General features: G+C 66.4%; 15 protein-coding genes. 8 read left to right on the plus strand and 7 right to left on the minus strand.

Annotated features, from left to right (window positions below; all coding sequences use genetic code 11):
• Positions 1 to 265: 265 nt before the first annotated feature.
• The 4 genes from ACODSD_RS06630 to ACODSD_RS06645 all read right to left on the minus strand — a co-directional run bounded on the left by ACODSD_RS06630 (position 266) and on the right by ACODSD_RS06645 (position 4,860).
• The gene (locus tag ACODSD_RS06630) at positions 266 to 1,006 is read right to left on the minus strand and encodes a hypothetical protein (protein ID WP_253313656.1); all 741 of its coding nucleotides are present in this window, start codon (positions 1,004 to 1,006) and stop codon (positions 266 to 268) included.
• A 6-nt stretch (positions 1,007 to 1,012) separates the two neighbouring features.
• The gene (locus tag ACODSD_RS06635; RefSeq protein WP_107798908.1) at positions 1,013 to 1,564 is read right to left on the minus strand and encodes a neutral zinc metallopeptidase; all 552 of its coding nucleotides are present in this window, start codon (positions 1,562 to 1,564) and stop codon (positions 1,013 to 1,015) included.
• A 206-nt stretch (positions 1,565 to 1,770) separates the two neighbouring features.
• Positions 1,771 to 2,400, minus strand: a complete 630-nt coding sequence (locus tag ACODSD_RS06640) for a LysE/ArgO family amino acid transporter (RefSeq protein ID WP_107798907.1) — start codon at positions 2,398 to 2,400, stop codon at positions 1,771 to 1,773.
• A 69-nt stretch (positions 2,401 to 2,469) separates the two neighbouring features.
• Complete coding sequence (locus ACODSD_RS06645) at positions 2,470 to 4,860, minus strand: EAL domain-containing protein (RefSeq protein WP_107798906.1); 2,391 nt, start codon at positions 4,858 to 4,860, stop codon at positions 2,470 to 2,472.
• A 189-nt stretch (positions 4,861 to 5,049) separates the two neighbouring features.
• Here ACODSD_RS06645 and ACODSD_RS06650 point away from each other — a divergent pair, with 189 nt between their 5' ends.
• Entirely contained in the window at positions 5,050 to 5,940 is an 891-nt protein-coding gene (locus tag ACODSD_RS06650) for a LysR family transcriptional regulator ArgP (protein ID WP_107798905.1), read from the plus strand.
• Positions 5,941 to 6,070: 130 nt separating this feature from the next.
• Positions 6,071 to 6,499, plus strand: coding sequence for a cytidine deaminase (locus ACODSD_RS06655; RefSeq protein ID WP_107798904.1), 429 nt, complete (start codon positions 6,071 to 6,073; stop codon positions 6,497 to 6,499).
• A 7-nt stretch (positions 6,500 to 6,506) separates the two neighbouring features.
• Here the strand turns inward: ACODSD_RS06655 and ACODSD_RS06660 are convergent, their stop codons facing one another.
• Positions 6,507 to 7,400, minus strand: coding sequence for a TraB/GumN family protein (locus ACODSD_RS06660; RefSeq protein WP_235088489.1), 894 nt, complete (start codon positions 7,398 to 7,400; stop codon positions 6,507 to 6,509).
• 259 nt (positions 7,401 to 7,659) lie between these two features.
• Between ACODSD_RS06660 and ACODSD_RS06665 the strand changes: the two genes are divergently transcribed.
• Both ACODSD_RS06665 and ACODSD_RS06670 read left to right on the plus strand, forming a co-directional pair.
• The gene (locus tag ACODSD_RS06665; protein WP_488877006.1) at positions 7,660 to 9,204 is read left to right on the plus strand and encodes a tyrosinase family protein; all 1,545 of its coding nucleotides are present in this window, start codon (positions 7,660 to 7,662) and stop codon (positions 9,202 to 9,204) included.
• Between the two features lie 6 nt (positions 9,205 to 9,210).
• A complete protein-coding gene (locus ACODSD_RS06670; RefSeq protein ID WP_488877007.1) occupies positions 9,211 to 9,993 on the plus strand; it encodes a copper chaperone in 783 nt (260 codons plus the stop codon).
• Between the two features lie 98 nt (positions 9,994 to 10,091).
• Here the strand turns inward: ACODSD_RS06670 and ACODSD_RS06675 are convergent, their stop codons facing one another.
• Positions 10,092 to 11,711, minus strand: a complete 1,620-nt coding sequence (locus tag ACODSD_RS06675; RefSeq protein ID WP_107798900.1) for an NAD(P)/FAD-dependent oxidoreductase — start codon at positions 11,709 to 11,711, stop codon at positions 10,092 to 10,094.
• A 134-nt stretch (positions 11,712 to 11,845) separates the two neighbouring features.
• Entirely contained in the window at positions 11,846 to 13,480 is a 1,635-nt protein-coding gene (locus ACODSD_RS06680; RefSeq protein ID WP_488877008.1) for a methyl-accepting chemotaxis protein, read from the minus strand.
• A 275-nt stretch (positions 13,481 to 13,755) separates the two neighbouring features.
• On the opposite strand from ACODSD_RS06680, the gene ACODSD_RS06685 reads away from it, so the two are divergent.
• The 4 genes from ACODSD_RS06685 to ACODSD_RS06700 are packed head-to-tail and all read left to right on the plus strand — an operon-like array spanning position 13,756 to position 18,022.
• The gene (locus tag ACODSD_RS06685; RefSeq protein ID WP_158274255.1) at positions 13,756 to 15,177 is read left to right on the plus strand and encodes an efflux transporter outer membrane subunit; all 1,422 of its coding nucleotides are present in this window, start codon (positions 13,756 to 13,758) and stop codon (positions 15,175 to 15,177) included.
• Positions 15,174 to 15,689 carry a MarR family winged helix-turn-helix transcriptional regulator gene (locus tag ACODSD_RS06690; RefSeq protein ID WP_107798897.1) on the plus strand — a complete coding sequence of 172 codons (516 nt, stop codon included), beginning with the start codon at positions 15,174 to 15,176 and terminating at the stop codon, positions 15,687 to 15,689. The genes ACODSD_RS06685 and ACODSD_RS06690 overlap by 4 nt, the downstream gene beginning before the upstream one ends.
• A complete protein-coding gene (locus ACODSD_RS06695) occupies positions 15,676 to 17,835 on the plus strand; it encodes an FUSC family protein (protein ID WP_488877009.1) in 2,160 nt (719 codons plus the stop codon). Before ACODSD_RS06690 ends, ACODSD_RS06695 begins: the two co-directional genes overlap by 14 nt.
• Positions 17,825 to 18,022, plus strand: a complete 198-nt coding sequence (locus ACODSD_RS06700) for a DUF1656 domain-containing protein (RefSeq protein ID WP_107798895.1) — start codon at positions 17,825 to 17,827, stop codon at positions 18,020 to 18,022. The genes ACODSD_RS06695 and ACODSD_RS06700 overlap by 11 nt, the downstream gene beginning before the upstream one ends.
• The last annotated feature ends 16 nt before the right edge of the window (positions 18,023 to 18,038 follow it).

Here is an 18,038-nt window from a genome sequence, read left to right on the forward strand (position 1 = left end):
AAACGTGTCAAAGTCCGCTGCGCTTCAGCGGAATTGTTGGACAAGGGCGTGGAAAACGCCAAGCTTCGGCTAAGAACCTGTTCATAGTCTGCTGTGCTTCGGCGATACGGCGTTGAAAACATCCTCAAAATGCTCATGTACCACTTGTACATTCCGCTTTTTCGCTTGTTTTCGCCTTGTCTCGCCATTGCTCGCGAGACTTTGAGCAGGCTCTAAGGAGAAAACCGGCGACCCCCTTGCGGATGTCGCCGGTTTTTTGCGGCCGCTAGCCCTTGGACTGAACCGCGCCCGGATGCAGTTCGCGCCAGATCTGCTCGGCCCGCTCCGCCGCCGCGGCTTTCTGCCCGGCGTTCAACTGCCGGTAGTCCTTGGTGGTCAGAAACCAGTCCGCGCTCAGCGCGTCCCCGGCTCGCCGCGCCACCAGATTCCAGGCCGCGGCCTCCAAGGGCTGCCGCTCCAGCAGATAGCTCTCGGAGATCATCGCCGCCGCATGCCGGTTGCCCAGCCGATACGCTTGCTGCAAGGCGGCGCGCGCCTCCTCGCGGTAACGCATCTCCGGCTCGAAGCCCGGCCGCTGCGGCTTGCCGTCCAGCTCGAACAAATAGCGTTCGGCCAGATGGGTCAGGGCCTGGACATTGCCGGCGGCGGCCAGCTTGCGCAAGTCGGCCAGGGACATCCGGTAGAAGCGCTCGTCGATGGCATAGCCCAGCTGGCGCAAGGCCTGCTTGCGCTGGCGTTCGGCCTTGCTCTCCGGCAAGGGCTCTGCCGGGGCCGCGGCCGGCGGCGGGCCGTCGCCCACCGCGAAGCTCAGGCCCTGATAAGCCCGCGCCGGACCGGCGCCCTTGGCCGGCGCGGCAGTCCCCGATTGAGCGGCGACAAAGGCCGCAGGAGCCTCCGGCGCCGGCTCGCTCAAACCCAGCCGCGCGCGGACCGGCTCAGGCAGGCTGAGCCAGGCCAAACCCAGCAAGGCCAGCCCGCCGGCCAGCCCCCACGCTCGCTTGCCCATTATCGATCAGATCGAGTTCAGGCAAGCGTTGAGGCCGTTGGCGTGGCCGTAGCGCGAATAGTAATCGCGCTGCGACGGCGTGCCGTGCTCGCCGTAATCGGCGGCGTTGCGCGCCGAAGCCACCGCGTTCTCGATGAAGCTCGGATAACGCAGATTGGTTTCGGCGTACTTGGCGAAAGTGCCGCCCACGCAGTCGGCCTGCAGCTCCTGCATCGGCGCCTGACGGTAGATGTTATGGGTGAACTGGATGGAATGGCCCCATTCGTGCGCCAGGATGAACTTGGCCACATAGTTGCCATAGCTGTTTTCCTGCTGCTGCAGGAAGCCGGTGCCCACGCTGATGGTGTAAGGACCGCACGCCATCGCGCTGAGTTGAGGCTCGCGGCAGGCATACTGGTTGACGTAGACCGTCGGCCGCGCGTAGCCGCCGAGGAAGCCGCGGATCTCATTGGCGCTGGACTGGAGATAACTGTTGTTCACCGGGGCTGCCACCACCGGGGAAGACAGACCGCCCAACACGGAAACCGCCATCAGACTGGCTTGAATCAAAGCTTTCATGACTAACTCTCCTTATGTTGTTCACAACGGAGATTTAGTTATGGTAAATGATTTGGTATTTACAAAGTTATTTTGCAATTCCAAATGAATATTTCTGCAGTGAAAAATTACCTTGTCACGACAAACCGCATATGAAAAAGTGACGGGTTGCCCAAAAGCAAGCCGTCACTTTCAAAAAAACGCGCGTCAAACGCCGTCTCAGCCGCTCAGGCCATCCCTTCAAAACCGTAATTGCGCAACAACATGAAGGCGGTGAACAACATCACCAGACCGATCACGCAATCCAGCACCCGCCAGCTTTGCGGCCGCTGGAACAAGGGGGCCAGCTTGCCGGCGAAGCAGCCGATGCCGCCGAACCACAGCACCGAGGCGCTGAGGCTGCCCAAGAGGAAGGACGGCGCGGCGCTCTCGCCGTAGATAGCGGACACGCCGCCGATCAACACCACGGTGTCCAGCCAGGTATAGGGATTGAGCAGGGTCACCGCCAGCACAGTGCGGATGGCGCGCTTGCGGTCCCGCTCCACGCCGCCGGCCAGCGACATCGCGCCCGGCGTCAACGCGGAACGGAAGGCCTTATAGCCCAGCCACAGGATGAAGCCCGCGCCCAGCCAGGTCACGGTGACGATGAAGCCGGGAATGGCGTTGAGCAGCTTGCCCACCCCCATCACCCCGCAGGCGATCAGAAACACGTCGGCGACGATGCAGATGACGATGATGGGCAGGATGTGGCTGCGGCCTATGCCCTGCCGCAGCACGAAGGCATTCTGCGGCCCAATGCCGACGATCTGCCCGATGGATAGCCCAAGGGCAGACAGATAAACGCTGAAGTTGAACACGTACCGCTCCCGGAAAGTTTGGACACAGACTAAGGGAGCGACGCATCAAAGTAAAACTAATAAAAATTATTATATATAAGCTGAATTAATACTTACCCGCCGCTCCCAATCCGCGATCCACGCCGGCAAGTGCTTGGGGTCCACCGGAGGCGAAATCTCGTAACCCTGCCCGTCCAGGCAGCCTATTTCCAGCAGACGGTCCCAGATCGCCCGGCTCTCCACGCCCTCCACCACCAGCTTGCGGCCGGTGTAATGGGCGAAGGACACCATGCTGCGGATGATGGCCTCGTTGCCCGGCGTATCCAGCAGCAGCCGGACAAAGCGCTGATCGATCTTGATGGTGTCGAAGGGCAGCTGCTGCAAATGCACCAGCGAGGACGCGCCGGTGCCGAAGTCGTCCAAGGCGATGGACAGGCCCAGGTCGCGGCAATGCTCCAGCTTGGCGGTGATCTGCTCCGCCTCCTGCTGGGTCACGCTCTCCAGCACCTCCAGCTCCAGATAACCGGCCGGCAAGGGATAGGCCTGCAACAAGGCCTGGATGCCGGGCACGAAGCCCTCGTGTTTCAAGGTGATGGCGGACAGATTGACGCTGACCGGAATATGGCGGCCGTCCGCCAGCCATTCGCCGGACTGGCGCAAGGCCTCGCGCAGCACCCACCAGTCCAGCTCCCGCATCAGATCGGTGTTTTCTATCGCCGGGAAGAAGGCGCCCGGCATTTCCAGCCGGCCGTCCCGGCGCCAGCGCACCAGCGCTTCCACGCCTTCGATGCGGTTGTCGCGCAGATTGATCTTGGGCTGGTAGAACAGCGCCAGTTCATCGCGGGCGATGGCCACGGCGAAGGCGTTGCGCACCGCGTGCATGTGCTGGATTTCTTCGTCCATGGTCACATGGTAGTAACGGCAGTGGCCGCCGCCGGCTTCCTTGGCCCGGCTCAGCGCCAGCTCGCCGCGCCGCAGCAGCGCCGCGGCGTCGCTGCGCCCGTTCACCGGCTCCACCACGATGCCCATGCTGCAACGGGTGTGGATCACCACCCCCATGCAGTCCACCGGCTGCTGCAGACTGCCCATCAGGCTGTCCACCAATTGGTCCAGCTGCTCGTGACGGTCGCTGCAGGCGACAAAGCGCGAAGCGCCCACCCGGCCGACGTAGCCATAGGGATAGATGCAGCGCCGCAGCCGGTTGGCCACTTCGCACAGCACCGCGTCCCCGCCCTCGTGGCCCAGGCGGGCGTTGATTTCGTGAAAGCCCTCGATGGACAGCACCAGCACCGCCAGCCGCGCGTTGGCGCGGCGGATCTGCAGCTGCTTGTTGATGTGTTCCTTCATCAGGTGCCGGTTGGGCAGGCCGGTCAGCGGATCGTGGAAGGACAGGAAGGCCAGTTCGGATTCGGCGCGATGGCTGCGCTCCAGCGCGTCCTGGCGCTCCAGCGCGCGGCTGATCTCCCGCGCCATGGTGTCCACCAGCGCCACCTTGGTGTCGTCGAAAAACCCCGGCTGGCCGGAGTAGAGCGACAAGGTGCCGATCACCTGCTCGCGCAGCGTCAGCGGCGCCACCAGCGCGCTGCGCACATTCCTGGCGTTGAGCACCCGCATCCACGGCTGCATCGACGGGTCTTCTCCGCAGTCGTTGACCACCTGGACCGCCAGGCCGCGGATGGCCCGGCCGCTGGGGCCGCGGCCATGCAGGCTTTCGGACAGCGCGGAGACTTGCAGCCGGGGAATGAAGGCTTCGGCGTGGACGCCGGCCATCGCCGCCGGACGCACGCACTGGGAGTCGGCGTCCAAGAGGCCCACCCAGGCATGGGAGAAATCGCCCTCGCGGACGCAGACGTCGCAAATCGCCTGGAACAGTTCGCGGCGCTCAGAGCAGCGCACCAGGGCCATGCTGACCCCGCTGAGAGTGGCGTACAGGCCGGACATGGTCTGCAAATGGCGGTGCTTGCTGTCCACCGCCTCCTGCAAGGACTGCTGGTGGCCGTGCAATTGCAGCATCTGGTCCAGCAGAATGCGCTTGCGCAAGAGCCGCGACAGCGCGGCAAGCTCGTCCAGGGCCAGCCCGGCCTCGGTCAAGCGCGCCAGGAAATGCGCCTGGCAGCGCTCGTAAGCGCCCACCACCCACATCAGGCCCACGCCCAGCTGGCGCATCAAACGCCCTTGCTCCACCACGCGCCGGGCGGCGCGTCCGTTGACCGGGCGGGTCAGCATCCGCTCGCAATACTGCAATAAGGCGTCCACCAGCGAATCGATGCCGCCCGGCAGGCGCTCGCTCAGCAGCGCCAGCGTGTCCGGGCATTTCATCGCATACCAGTAGAACTCCTTGCCCAAAGCCTCCTTGCGCGACAACAACAACGGAGCATGGGCGCTGAGCGTCGCCATATGATCCGCCCGAACTCCGATAAAACGGCACATGCCATCCAATAGTGCCTTATTATCTGCTTGCATCTTCAACATGCCTGTCATTGGCCATGAGCCGCCGGCGCCAGCCGATCAGAACCGTCGCCGCCAGCCGCTCTAATTATTTTTATGCCGCCACCGCGTGCAGGCAAACCTTTGCACCGTCCGTGTTCGGACGAAGCAGCACAACATGCCATAGGTGGCGGCGATAAGGCAAGAAACACCGTGGAATTATCACGGCAAGGACGTAAAAACATGCTTGATCCGAAACAACTGGAAACCTTATCGGCCGTCGCCGAAACCGGAGGCTTCGACAAGGCGGCCAAAAAGCTGTTCCTGACCCAGTCCGCCATTTCTCAACGCATCCGCCAGCTGGAAGAACAACTGGGCCAGCCGGTGCTGACCCGCACCATCCCGGCCGAACCCACCGAGGCCGGCCGCCAGCTGCTGCAATACTTCCGCCAGATCAGCCTGATGGAAAACCAGCTGATGAACACCCTGCTGCCCAGCGGGCCGCGGCCGGAGTTCACCACCCTCGCCATCGCCGTCAACGCCGACAGCCTGGCCACCTGGTTCTTGCAGGCGGTGCAGCCGGTGCTGGACAGCCAGCCGGTGCTGCTGGACATCATGGTGGACGATCAGGATTACACCCATGAGTTGATGCGCGCCGGCCACGTGGTCGGCTGCGTCAGCACCCGGCCGCAGCCTATCCAGGGCGGCGACAGTCTGTTCCTGGGCCATATGCGCTATCTATGCGTCGCCACCCGCGATTTCGCCCGCCGCTACTTTCCGGACGGCGTCACCGAAACGGCGCTGGCCGCCGCGCCCACCATTCTGTACAGCCGCAAGGACGACGTGCACCGCGAATTCCTGCTGCACACCGTGTCCTATCACGGCGGCTTCCCCTATCTGACGGTGCCCACGCCGCAGGGCTTCGTCGAAATCACCCGCCAGGGCCTGGCCTACAGCCTGCTGCCCGAACTGATGCTGGAAGACGACATCGCCTCCGGCCGGCTGATCGACCTGTTTCCGCAGCAGCATCTGGACATTCCGCTGTATTGGCACCACTGGCGGGTGGAGTCGGCCTTGTCGCAGGCGCTGGCCGACGCGATGGCGCGGCATTGCCGGGACCACCTGCGCCAATGACCAGTCGGCGCCGCTTGCGCCGGAGCGGACGCCTCTGCTGTACTGAAGCCGGACGCGCGCGCCGCGGCGGGATATTGACAGCCCGGCCGCGCGCGGCGCAACATGCCACGCCAACCGCAACGGAGGCAATATGACCGGCAACACACCCAACAACGAGCAATGGGCCGAGTTGGAAATGGCCGCCCGCCTGGCGGCTCGCCAGGCTTATGTCCCTTACAGCAAGTTCGCCGTCGGCGCCGCCATTCTGGACGGCGCCGGCAAGATCCACATTGGCTGCAATGTGGAAAACGCCTCCTACGGCCTGACCAATTGCGCCGAGCGCACCGCGATCTACGCCGCGCGCGCCAACCACGGCATCCAGGATGTCCTGGCGGTCTGCATTTACACCCCCACCGCCACGCCTACGCCGCCCTGCGGCGCCTGCCGCCAGGTGCTGAACGAATTCGGCCCGTCCATGCGCGTGCGCGCCATCTGCGACGGCGAGGATCAGATAGACACCACGCTGAAAGTGCTGCTGCCGGGCGCTTTCGGACCCAAGAACCTCAAGGACGCGAGCTAAAGCCCGCTCACGGCGCGCGCGGCGCCGGCCTCAGCTGGTAGCCGCGCTGCCGCAGCTGGCGCACCAAGCCCTGGGGGCCGGCCAGATGCAGCGCGCCCACCGCCACGAACAGCCGCTTTGAGGCCGCCCAGTCGTCTATGCGGCGCGCCATCGCCAGATTGCGGCGATCCAGCATTTCATGCTGGGTCCAGGCGCTGAGCCGCGGATAGCCCGGCAGCGCCACCAAGGCCTGCAAGGCGTCCAGATCGCCGCGCTCCCAAGCTGAAATCAAATCCCGGTAATAACGATCCGCCTCCTCCGCGCCCTGCCATTCGGCGCTCTGACGCACCCATTCGCGCAGCGCCGGCGCCGGCATCTCAAACAATAAACGGCTCTGCTGGCCGGCCGTTTCCAGGGCCAGCACCGGCCGCCTGGCCGCGCGCGCCATCTCCAGCAACATCGCTTCGCGGCTGTGCTGCGCCTGCTGCCCCATGCGCTGGTATTCCCGCAGCGCCAGCTGCATCAGCCACAGGCTGGGCGCCAGGCTGCGCGCCTGCTCGCGCGCCACGCCCATCTGATCCAACTGGCTCAACAAGGAGTCCCGGCTGCCGGCGTCCAACTGCCGCCACTGCCTGGGCGCGGCGGCGCCGGCCAGCGCCGTCACCTCGGCCACCGCCGCCTCCGCCGTCGGGTCCAATTCCAGCACCAGCGCGTCGCTGGCGCTCAGCGCCTGTTCCAAGCCCCAGTCCGGCGCGTCGGAGCCCGGCCGGCCCACATGCATGGTGCCGTACAGATAATGGGTGCGGCCCTGCTTGCTGAAGGTGAACAAGGGGCCGTAGGCCGGCGCCGCCGCGGCCAAGGCCGCCGGCAGAAGCCAGCACAGCGCCAGCCAGACGCCCCAAAGGCAATGCCATCGTTTCATGTCTGCGATCCAAATCAAAACCGGTCAAGGATACCAGCTTGGCGCCTTCCCGCCGGCGCGCTTTCAAGCCCTTGCCGCGCCAAAGCCCGGCCACTTGCAAGCGGCGCTTCAAATAAGTAATTGCCCCGAGGCAAAAACTGTTCTTTAGGACAGTTCGAAAGCTTTGCGGTTTGCTAATCCGAATACACCGCCTCACCGCCAGCCTTAGCCACTCCCGCCTCGGCCGCGCCGGAACGGCGTTCGCATCGAGGAGAACGACATGGCTCGCGTCCGCAAAGACATCTTGAAAATGAGCAATCCCTGGGACCCCACCGTGCTGTGGTACGCGCGGGCGGTGCGGGAAATGCAGAAACGCCCGATCAAGGACCCCACCAGCTGGCGTTACCTGGCCGCCATCCACGGCTTCGATTCCCAGCTCTGGCAACAACACGGTTATCTGCAAGCCGGCGAAGCGCTGCCCAGCGCCGCCGATCAGAACACCTACTGGCGGCAATGCCAGCACCAGAGCTGGTATTTCATGCCCTGGCACCGCGGCTATCTGGCGGCCTTCGAAGCCATTGTGCTGGCGGAGATCGTCAAGCTGGGCGGCCCCGCCGACTGGGCCTTGCCCTATTGGAACTACAGCGACGGCGCCAACGCCAAGGCGCGCGACCTGCCCACCTGTTTCCAGTCCAAGACCTTGCCGGACGGCGGCGCCAATCCCTTGTGGCTGGCCCAACGCTACGGCTGGAACAACCAGCCCAATCACATCACGCTGCGCCCGGAAACCGTGCAGCTCACCGCCTTGAAGGACGCGCAGTTCATCGGCACCGCCAACGGCATTCCGCCGGGCTACGGCGGGCCGCAAACGCCGTTCTGGCACGGCGGCGGCAATAGCGGCGGGCTGGAAAACCTGCCGCACAATCCGGTGCACACCAATATCGGCGGCCGCAACGGCCTGATGTCGGACCCCGACCTCGCCGGCCTGGACCCGGTGTTCTGGATCCACCACTCCAATATCGACCGGCTGTGGCAGGTATGGCTCAATCGCAATCCCGGCCACAAAAACCCCAGCAACGACAATTGGCTGGAAGGCCCGGTCAACCGCAAGTTCGCGATGCCGCGCCCCAACGGCAGCGGCTACACCTTTGTCGCCAAGGACATGCTCAACACCCAGGCGCCGAACCTGAACTACGTCTACCAGGACGTATCGGACCCTCTCGGCGGCGCCAGCCGTGTCGCGCAGCGCATGCAGACGCTGGCGGCCATCCATCCCGACACCGCGGCGGCAAACACCATGGCGAACAATCCGAAAACCGAACTGCTGGGCGCCAACGCGGCGGCGATCAAACTGGGCAACAGCACCGTCCACGCGCAGATGCAGCTGGACGACGACGCCAAGAACAAGGTGCTGAGCAGCTTCCAGGCCAGCCAGGCCGCCGCCCGCCAGTTCAAGGCCCAGCCAGACGCCGCGCCGCAAGAGCCGGACCGCGTCTTTCTCAGCCTGGAGAACATCCGCTGCAAAGTGGACGGCGGCACGTTCAACGTCTACGTCGGCCTGCCCCAGGGCGCCGACCCGGCGCAACACCCGCAGAACCTGGCCGGCACCATCGCGCTGTTCGGCGCGCGCAAGGCCTCGCTGGCCGAGCACGGCGGCAACGGCGTCAGCCAGACGCTGGAGATCACCGACATCGTGGACCGCATGTGTCAAAGCCAGACGCTGGACACGGCGCCGATGGGGGTGCAATTGGTGCCGGTGTCCGACATCGAGGACGACGACGAGGTGACGATAGGCCGCATCAGCGTCTACCGCCACGGCCAGTAAGCGTCCATGCCGGTCAAGACCCTGATCGCCGCGCTGCGGGACACGCCCTGGCCGCTGTGCTGCGCCAGCCTCTTGGGTTGGCTCGGCCTGATCGCCCTGGAGCGGCGGCTGACCGCGCCGGGTTATTGCGGCGCCTGGGTTCTGGAGCGTCCCGGCGGCGGCTGGGACGCGCTGACCGGCGCGCTGTGGCTGAACCCGCCGGCGCAATGGCTGCCGTCCTGGCTGTTGATGCTGCTGGCGATGATGGCGCCGCTGCTGGCCGACCCGCTGCGGCAACTGTGGCTGCGCAGCCTGGCGCGCAAGCGCGCGCTGGCGCTGGCCATGTTCTGCTGCGGCTATCTATTGCCCTGGCTCGTCGCCGGCCTGCTGCTGCACCTGCTCGGCCTGGCGCTGCTGACCTTCAGCGCCGCGCCGTGGCAGGCCTTCGTCGTCGCCTGCGGCGTCGCGGGGCTCTGGCAGGCGGCGCCGCAGCGGCTGCGCTGCCTGCAAGCCTGCCACCGCCAGCCCAGGCTGTCGCCGTTCGGCTGGCCGGCCGCGCTGTCGGCGCTGCGCGCCGGCCTCGCCGCCGGCGTCTGGTGCGCGGGCGCCTGCTGGGCCTGGATGTTGCCGCCTTTGCTCGCTGGGCCAGGGCATCTGCCCTTGATGGCGGCGATCGGCCTGTGGCTGCTGCTGGAACGCCGCCGGCCGGAGGGCGCGCCGCCCTTGTTGCCCATCCCCAAAGCTTGGCGCCCAGGCGGGCGCGAGCGCCCGGCCGGCGGCGTGAAAGGCCATGCGGCGGAAAACCCCTAGCGCCAAAGACAACGGCCCGCGATTGCGGGCCGTTTCAGCGCGTCCTCAGCCAAGCGGCGGATTCACGACACTGCGGCAATGATCCCTAAACGCTTTCCTTAACGGCGCTCCGCCGCGATGGCCTGCGCCACCGCCTCCGCCACCTTGATGCCGTCCACTCCGGCGGACAGAATCCCCCCGGCGTAGCCGGCGCCCTCGCCGGCCGGGTATAGGCCGCGCACGTTCAAGCTCTGGCAATCCTCGCCGCGGGTGATGCGCAGCGGCGAGCTGGTGCGGGTTTCCACCCCGGTCAGCACCGCGTCGTGCATATCGTAACCGCGGATTTTCTTGCCGAACTCCGGCAGCGCCTCGCGCATCGCCGCGATGCAATAATCCGGCAAGGCCGCGGCCAGATCGGTCCAGTGCACGCCGGGTTGATAGGACGGCGGCACCGAGCCCACCTGGGTGGACGGCTTGCCGGCCAGGAAATCGCCCACCAGCTGCGCCGGCGCTTCGTAAGTGCCGCCGCCCAGCACATAGGCGCGGCTTTCCAGCTCGCGCTGGAAGGCGATGCCGGCCAGCGGATCGCCCGGATAATCGTCCGGACCGATGCTGACCACCAGGCCGGAATTGGCGTTGCGCTCGGCGCGCGAGTATTGGCTCATGCCGTTGGTCACCACGCGGCCCTCTTCCGAGGTGGCGGCCACCACCTGGCCGCCCGGGCACATGCAGAAGCTGTACACCGCCCGGCCGTTGCCGGCGTGGTGCACCAGCTTGTAATCCGCCGCGCCCAAGAGCGGGTGGCCGGCGTATTTGCCCCAGCGCGCCTTGTCGATCAGCGTCTGCGGGTGTTCGATGCGGAAGCCCACCGAGAACGGCTTGGCTTCCATATACACGCCGTGGCCGTGCAGCATCTCGAAACTGTCGCGCGCGCTGTGGCCCAGGGCCAGCACGATGTGATCGGCGCGGATCTGCTCGCCGCTGGCCAAGGTCAGGCCGCGCGCCACTTTGCGCCCGTCCGGACCGTCTTCCAGATGAATGTCGGCGACGCGCTGCTGGAAGCGGATTTCGCCGCCCAGCTCCTCGATCTCGGCGCGCATTTTTTCCACCATGCTCACCAGGCGGAAAGTGCCGATATGCGGCTTGGCCACGTAGAGGATTTCCTCCGGCGCGCCGGCTTTGACGAACTCGGTCAGCACCTTGCGGCCCAGATGACGCGGGTCCTTGATCTGGCTGTACAGCTTGCCGTCGGAGAAGGTGCCGGCGCCGCCTTCGCCGAACTGCACATTGGATTCGGGGTTCAAGACCTTGTTGCGCCACAGGCCCCAGGTGTCCTTGGTGCGCTCGCGCACCTTCTTGCCGCGCTCCAGCACGATGGGCTTGAAGCCCATCTGCGCCAGCAGCAGCGCGGCGAAGATGCCACAGGGGCCGAACCCCACCACCACCGGGCGGCGCTCCAGGTTTTCCGGCGCCTGCCCCACATAGTGATATTGGGTGTCCGGCGTCGGCATCACGTGCTTGTCGGCCTTGAAGCGGGCCAGCAGACGGGCTTCGTTGGCCACGTCGATGTCGACGATGTAGGCCAGGTTCATCATGCCCTTGCGCGCGTCGTAGCTGCGCTTGAAGACGACGACCTGGCGGATGTCCTGCTCCGGCACGCCCAGATAAGCCGCGATCGCGGCGTTCAGCTCTTCCGGGGCGTGTTCCAGCGGCAGTTTCAATTCGGTAATGCGCAACATCTTGAATTCCAGTACGGGTTGGTGTCTATTCAACGAGGCGGTATTGTAGCGGCAAACCGCTCTTAACCCTATCGCCAAGTCGCAAACTTCCCGTAAGAATCTGTTCGCCGGCCTGCCGCGCGCCGTCTACCGCGCTACACCTGGAATCCGGCCACCGTCTGCCGCAGGCCGCCGGTCACCTCGTCCATGCTCTGAATGCCGCTGGACGCCTGGGTGGCGGCGGCGGCGTTGCCGGCGGCCACCTGGGCGATCTGCTCCACGTGGCGGGCGATGTCCTGGCTGGCCACGCCTTGCTCCTGCAGCGCATGGGAGATATCGCGCACCACTTGCACCACCTGGCCGGCGCTGCCGCGGATTTGCTGAATCATATCCCCGCCCTGCTCGGCCAGCGCCAGCCCGGCGCGCACCCGCTCCACGGTCTGGCTCATATTGGCGCGCGACTGATCGGAGCTGAGCTGGATCTCGTCTATCATGCCGGCGATCTCCTCGGTGGCCTGCGCGGTGCGTTCGGACAGTTTGCGCACCTCATCCGCCACCACCGCGAAACCGCGGCCGGTTTCGCCGGCGCGCGCCGCCTCGATCGCCGCGTTCAGGGCCAGGAGATTGGTCTGATCGGCAATGTCCTTGATCACCTGCATGATGCTGGAGATGGTGGCGGTCTTGTCCGCCAGCGCCGAGATCGCGCCGGCGGTCAGGTCCACCGTCTCGCTGATGCCCTTCATCTCCGCCACGGCCTTGGCGATCACTTCGCCGCCCTCGTCCGACAAGCTGCCGGACTGCTGCGACACCTGGCGCGCGTCCTGCGCGTATTGGGAGATGTGGTTGATGCTCACCGTCAGCTCTTCGATCGACGCCGCCATCGAAGTGGCGCTCTCGCTTTGCTGCTGGGAGTTGTCCGCCACCGCCTGCGCGCCGGTCACCACCTCCTCGCTCAGCCGCCCCAGTTCGCCGGCGCTGGCCACGATGTCGGCCACCATCTGCCGCAAAGCCTGCTGCATATGGGCGATATTGGCCATCAGGCTGTCCGCGTCGCCCGCCCGCACCGGCACCGGCACATCCAGCCGCCCGCCGGCGATTTCCCGCACCACGGCCGCGGTCTGCGCCGGCTCCGCGCCCAATTGCCGCATCACGCTGCGGAACAGCCACCAGCCCAGGCCGCCGCACACCGCGGCGATCAGCAGCACCTGGACCGCCACACCCAGCAATTGCACGCGCAAGGCCGCCCAGACGTCGTCCATATACAGGCCGGTGCCCACCACCCAGCCCCAGCGCGGGCTGGACTGCAAATACGCCAGCTTGGGCTGCGGCTCCGCCGAGCCGGGCTTGTCCCAGACGAATTCCGCGAAGCCCTTGCCCTGCCCCTGCCTCAGGGTCTGGTCGAACTTGTCGCCCAGGCTGCTGCCGCTGGAATCCTTGACCGCGTGCATGTCCTTGCCCACCAGCTTGGGGTTGACCCCGTGCGCCAGCCAGACCAGCCCCTTGTCCAGGGTGAAAAAATACTCCTTGCCGGCGAAACGCAGCCGGGTCAGCGCCAGCAGCGCCTGGCGCTGCGCCTCCGCCTCCGGCATGGCGCCGGCCGCCGCCCGCTCCTCGTAATTGGCCACCAGGCTCAAGGCGTTCTCCACCTGGCCGCGGATCAGATCCTGCCGGTCCGCCATCATTTGCTGATGCATGCTGCGCAGCACCAGGCCGCCCAGCAGACAAGTCAACGCGATCACGCTAAAAATCAATAACAACAAACGCTGCTTCAAGGAAAGGCCCGCTTGCATGATGTCTCCAAAAATCGCTGACGAGGCGGCAAACCGGGTCGCAGGCATGCCGCGGCGGTCCGGTTTATTCGCTGGTTTTATTAAGCAAACCCAAATAATACACCCGTCATTAATCAGCTGACCATGATTAATGACATATGCTTGATTTGCGTCAGTCGCAAGCGGCCCGGCCAGGCGCATGACTTGGCCGCTTCGCGATACCGCATCGATTTTATATTTTACAAATGTAATATCTACAAATAAAATATACACAGATGTAAAACATGGATAGACAGATGAAGCCGTTTTCCGCCACCCTCGCCCTTGCCGGCGCGCTCCTGCTCAGCGCCTGCGCCCAAATGGACGCCGTCAAACCGCAGTCCCAGCTCAAAACGCCGCCCGCCGTGAACGCGCCCTGGGCCGGCATGCCCGCGGCGGCCTGGTGGCGGCAATGGCGGGATCCCCAACTGGAGCGGCTGATCCGCCAGGCCTTGCAGGACAACCCCGGCCTGCGCGGGGCCGAGGCGCGGCTGCGCCAGGCTCAGGCGCTGAGCGAGGTCAGCGCCGCCGCCTCCCAGCCGCAAATCAACGCGCAATGGCAAAGCACCCGGCAGCTGCACGCGGAGAAAAACCTGGTGGCGCCGGCGGGTCACGGCAACTACGACTGGCAGACCCGCGCCGCCGTCAACCTCAGCTACGATCTGGACGCCTGGGGGCGCGAACGCCAGGCGCTGTCCGCCTCGCTGAGCGACGCCCAGATGGCCGCGGCCGACGCCCGGCTGAGCGCGCTGAACCTGGAGAGCGCCATCATCCGCGGCTATCTGCAGCTGGCCGAGCAATATCAGCAGCGAGATCTGGCGGCGGCGGAACTGGAACAGCAGCAGGCGCTGCTGGACCTCAGCCTGCGCCGCAAGGCCGCCGGGCTGGCCGCCCAGCCGGAGGTGGAACAGCAGCGCGGCAGGCTGCCGGCCGGCCGCGTCCAGCTGGCTCAAATCGACGAACGCATCGCCACCCTGGGCAATCAGCTGGCCGCGCTCAGCGGGCAAGCGCCCGACGCCGGAAACCGGCCGACGCGCCCCGCGCTGCGTCTGGACCAGGCGCTGGACCCGCTCGCCGCGGTGCCGGCCCAATTGCTGGGCCGGCGGCCGGACCTGAGCGCGCAACGCTGGCGGGTGGAGGCCGAGGCCGCGCGCATCAAGGTCGCCCGCGCCGCCTTCTATCCCAATATCAATCTCAGCGCCTTCGCCGGCTATCAGGCGATAGGCTTCGCCGACTTGCTGTCCCCGGCCGCCGCTCTGCGCGGCTTCGCCCCGGCGATCAGCCTGCCCATATTCGAAGGCGGCCGCCTGCGCGGCCAGCTGCGCGCCCAAACCGCCGCCTACGATCAGGCGGTGGAAAGCTACAACGCCGCCTTGATCAACGCCCTGAGCGAAACCGCCAGCGCCATCGTCCGCGCCCGCTCCGCGGACCAGCAAAGCCGGCAGGCCGAACAGGCGCTGGACGCCGCCAGCCGCGAACGGGCGCTGGCCGAACAGGCTTACCGCGCCGGCCTCAGCGATCAGAGCGCGGTGCGCCAGCTGCGGCTGAACGAGCTGTCCGCCCGGCAAAAGCGCGCTCAGGCCCAAGCCCAGCGCCTGGACAGCTACGCCGCTCTGATGGCCGCGCTGGGCGGCGGCGTCGAATCCCCCAATCCCATCGTCGGCGGAGAAAGCCCATGAGCCACTTCGAAGAAACCCGCAAACGCCTGCTCCGCGTCAAGACCAGAATTCCGGAATTTCCGCTGGCGCTGCTGACCTTGACGCGGCTGAACTACCATGTGCAAAAACGCCTTCAGGACCTGACCAACGCCGCCCTGCGCAAACACGGGCTGACCGAGAGCAGCTATCTGGTGCTGGCGGTGCTCTACGGCTCCGAGCAAGAGACGACGACGCCCGGCTCTCTGGCGGAAACCTGCTCGCAAAAACCGGCCAATATGACCCGCATCTGCAACGACCTGGAAAAGCAGGGCCTGATCCGTCGCGGCGGCCTCAGCGACGATCGCCGCGCGGTCGCCGTCACCCTCAGCGACGCCGGCCGCGAACGCATCCGCAAGCTGCTGCCCGATGTCTGGGGCAACCTGGGCAATACCTTCGCCGGCTTCAGCGCCGAGGAAATGCAGCAGCAGGAACAGTTCTACCTGCGCCAGCTCAGCAATTTGAACCAGGCGGCGCCCAACGATGAGCACGACTAGCCTCGCCGCCCGGCGCCGCTGGCTGGGCCGGGCGCTGCGCGGCGCCGGACAGGACTGGCTGCGGCAGGAGGGCGAGCGCTGGATCTTCATCCTCAAGACGCTGCTGGCCTGCTTCGCCGCGCTGTGGCTGGCCTTCCGCCTGGGCTTCGATTCGCCGGGCACCGCGCTGATCACCGTGCTCATCGTCGGTTCGCCGCAAAGCGGCCTGGTGCTGGAAAAAGGCTTTTACCGGCTCCTGGGCACGCTGGCCGGCTGCGCGGCGGCCTTGATCCTGGTCGGCATGCTGGCCTCGCAGCCGGTCTTGCTGCTGGCGGCGCTGTCGCTCTGGATAGGCCTGTGCGCCGGCTGCGCCACCTTGTACCGCAACTCGCGCTCCTACGGTTTCGTGCTGGCCGGCTACACCGCCTGCATCATCGCGCTGCCGGCCATCGGCCGCCCGCTGACGGTGTTCGACCTGGCGGTGACCCGGGTCTCGGAAATCTCGCTGGGCCTGATCTGCAGCGCGGTGGTCTACGACATCGTGTTTCCGCGCTACCAGGCGGAGCTGGTGGTCAGCAATGTGCGCGGCCGCTATCTGCGCTTCATCCTGCTGTGCCAGGACGCGCTGGCGCAGAAGCTGCACGCCAGCGATCTGGAGCAGGCCCAGCTCAAGTTCGCCGCCGACATCGCCGCGCTGGAGGCCGGCCGCGCCACGGCTTTTTTCGAAGCCGGACACGTGCGTTCGCGCAGCAATCAGCTGCACGCCTTCAACGCCACCTTCATGGCCGCGCTGACCACCTTCCACACCCTGCACCGGCAAATGGAACGGCTGCGCCGCGACGCGGACTCGCCGCTGCCCGGCCTGCTGCTGCCGCTGTTCTCCGAGGTGGCCGCCGTGCTCAGCGGCGTCGACGGCCCGGCGCGCAACGCCGCGGAAGCCCGGGACACCGAGGCGCAGCTGGGCCGGCTCCGCGCCGGCTGGCCGCGCCGCATAGACGCCGCCCGCGCGCTGCTGCCGGGCGGCGAGCGGGCCGAGCACTGGCGGATAGACTTCGACACCGCCACCGAGCTGCTGAGCCGCTTCATCGAGGAAATGCACGCCTTCGTCGGCGTCTACCACGGCTTCGCCAGCAAGATGCCGCAGCAGATCGACGCGCTGGCCGCCTATGTGCCGGGCACGCCGCTGCCGGTGGCCGTCGCCGGCGGCGTGCGCGCGGCGCTGACCCTGGGCACCCTGTCCGTCGCCTGGTATTGGCTGGCCTGGCCCAGCGCGCTGGAGGCGGTGCTGCTGGCCACCGTGCTCTGCGGTCTCGCCGCCTCCTCGCCGCGGCCGGTGCTGATGGTCAAACAATTCCTGACCGGCTTCGCGCTGGGCACGCCGCTGGCCTATGTCAGCCTGTTCTGGCTGCTGAGCGAGGGCAACGGCTTCCCGATACTGATGCTGGGCCTGCTGCCCTTCCTGGCGCTGGGCAGCTATCTGAAATGCCTGCCCAAATACGCCGGCGTCGGCGCCGGCATGACCATCGTGCTGGCCAGCGCCGTCAACCCGCAAAACCCGATGAATTACGACATCGTGGCCTTTCTCAACAACGGCATCGCCCGCATCCTCGGGCTGGCGCTGGCGGCGGCCTTCTTCCAGCTGGTGCTGCCCGAGCACACCATGGGTTCGCCGCGCCACATCGCCGCCGCCCTGTGGCGGGAAGCGCGCCGCGCCTGCGACGCCAAGCTGCCCCACTTGAAGCAGCGCTACGAGAACCGCATCCGCGACCTGCTCAATCTGCTGAACACGCTGAGCCCGGCCCAGGCCGAACTGAAACAGGCGATCACCGCCCAGGCCATCACCTTGCTGGAGCTGGGCCTGGCGGTGATCAATCTGCGCGCGCTGACCGCGGAATCGCCGTCGCCGCAGTTGCGCGCCGATCTGGAACACACGGTGGCACAGCTGGAACGCTATTTCGCCGCGCCGTCGCCGGAACGGCTGCAACAGGCCATCGCCACCATGCGTGCGGCCGGGCCGGCGCTGCGCGCCCATCTGGCGCTGGCGGAACCCGAACGCGCCGCACGCATCCAGCGGGCGCTGACCGATCTGCACCTGATCCACACCTCATTGCTGGACGTGGCCGAAGCCGCCGCAACCGCTGCGCAAGGAACTGAGCATGACTCGTGAAATCGCCGTATTCGGCATCCTGATCCCCACCCTGCTGCCGTTGTTCCTGTTCAGCCTGCTGTGCCAGGCCGGGCTGGACTGGCTGCTGGGCCGGGCCGGTCTTTACCGCCGGGTCTGGCACCCGGCCTTATTCCGCCTCAGCCTGCTGATCTGCGTGTTCAGCGGCCTGGCTCTGCTGCTGTACTGAATACGCCTCCGGCCCA

The organism is Chromobacterium sp. FG22 (genome assembly GCF_057809415.1).

Bases quoted from the DNA above. Each gene is read 5' to 3' on its own strand.
- ACODSD_RS06630 (WP_253313656.1), bottom strand. From the start codon at position 1,006: ATGGGCAAGCGAGCGTGGGGGCTGGCCGGCGGGCTGGCCTTGCTGGGT.
- ACODSD_RS06635 (WP_107798908.1), bottom strand. From the start codon at position 1,564: ATGAAAGCTTTGATTCAAGCCAGTCTGATGGCGGTTTCCGTGTTGGGC.
- ACODSD_RS06645 (WP_107798906.1), bottom strand. From the start codon at position 4,860: ATGACAGGCATGTTGAAGATGCAAGCAGATAATAAGGCACTATTGGAT.
- ACODSD_RS06650 (WP_107798905.1), top strand. From the start codon at position 5,050: ATGCTTGATCCGAAACAACTGGAAACCTTATCGGCCGTCGCCGAAACC.
- ACODSD_RS06655 (WP_107798904.1), top strand. From the start codon at position 6,071: ATGACCGGCAACACACCCAACAACGAGCAATGGGCCGAGTTGGAAATG.
- ACODSD_RS06660 (WP_235088489.1), bottom strand. From the start codon at position 7,400: ATGAAACGATGGCATTGCCTTTGGGGCGTCTGGCTGGCGCTGTGCTGG.
- ACODSD_RS06665 (WP_488877006.1), top strand. From the start codon at position 7,660: ATGGCTCGCGTCCGCAAAGACATCTTGAAAATGAGCAATCCCTGGGAC.
- ACODSD_RS06670 (WP_488877007.1), top strand. From the start codon at position 9,211: ATGCCGGTCAAGACCCTGATCGCCGCGCTGCGGGACACGCCCTGGCCG.
- ACODSD_RS06675 (WP_107798900.1), bottom strand. From the start codon at position 11,711: ATGTTGCGCATTACCGAATTGAAACTGCCGCTGGAACACGCCCCGGAA.
- ACODSD_RS06680 (WP_488877008.1), bottom strand. From the start codon at position 13,480: ATGCAAGCGGGCCTTTCCTTGAAGCAGCGTTTGTTGTTATTGATTTTT.
- ACODSD_RS06685 (WP_158274255.1), top strand. From the start codon at position 13,756: ATGAAGCCGTTTTCCGCCACCCTCGCCCTTGCCGGCGCGCTCCTGCTC.
- ACODSD_RS06690 (WP_107798897.1), top strand. From the start codon at position 15,174: ATGAGCCACTTCGAAGAAACCCGCAAACGCCTGCTCCGCGTCAAGACC.
- ACODSD_RS06695 (WP_488877009.1), top strand. From the start codon at position 15,676: ATGAGCACGACTAGCCTCGCCGCCCGGCGCCGCTGGCTGGGCCGGGCG.
- ACODSD_RS06700 (WP_107798895.1), top strand. From the start codon at position 17,825: ATGACTCGTGAAATCGCCGTATTCGGCATCCTGATCCCCACCCTGCTG.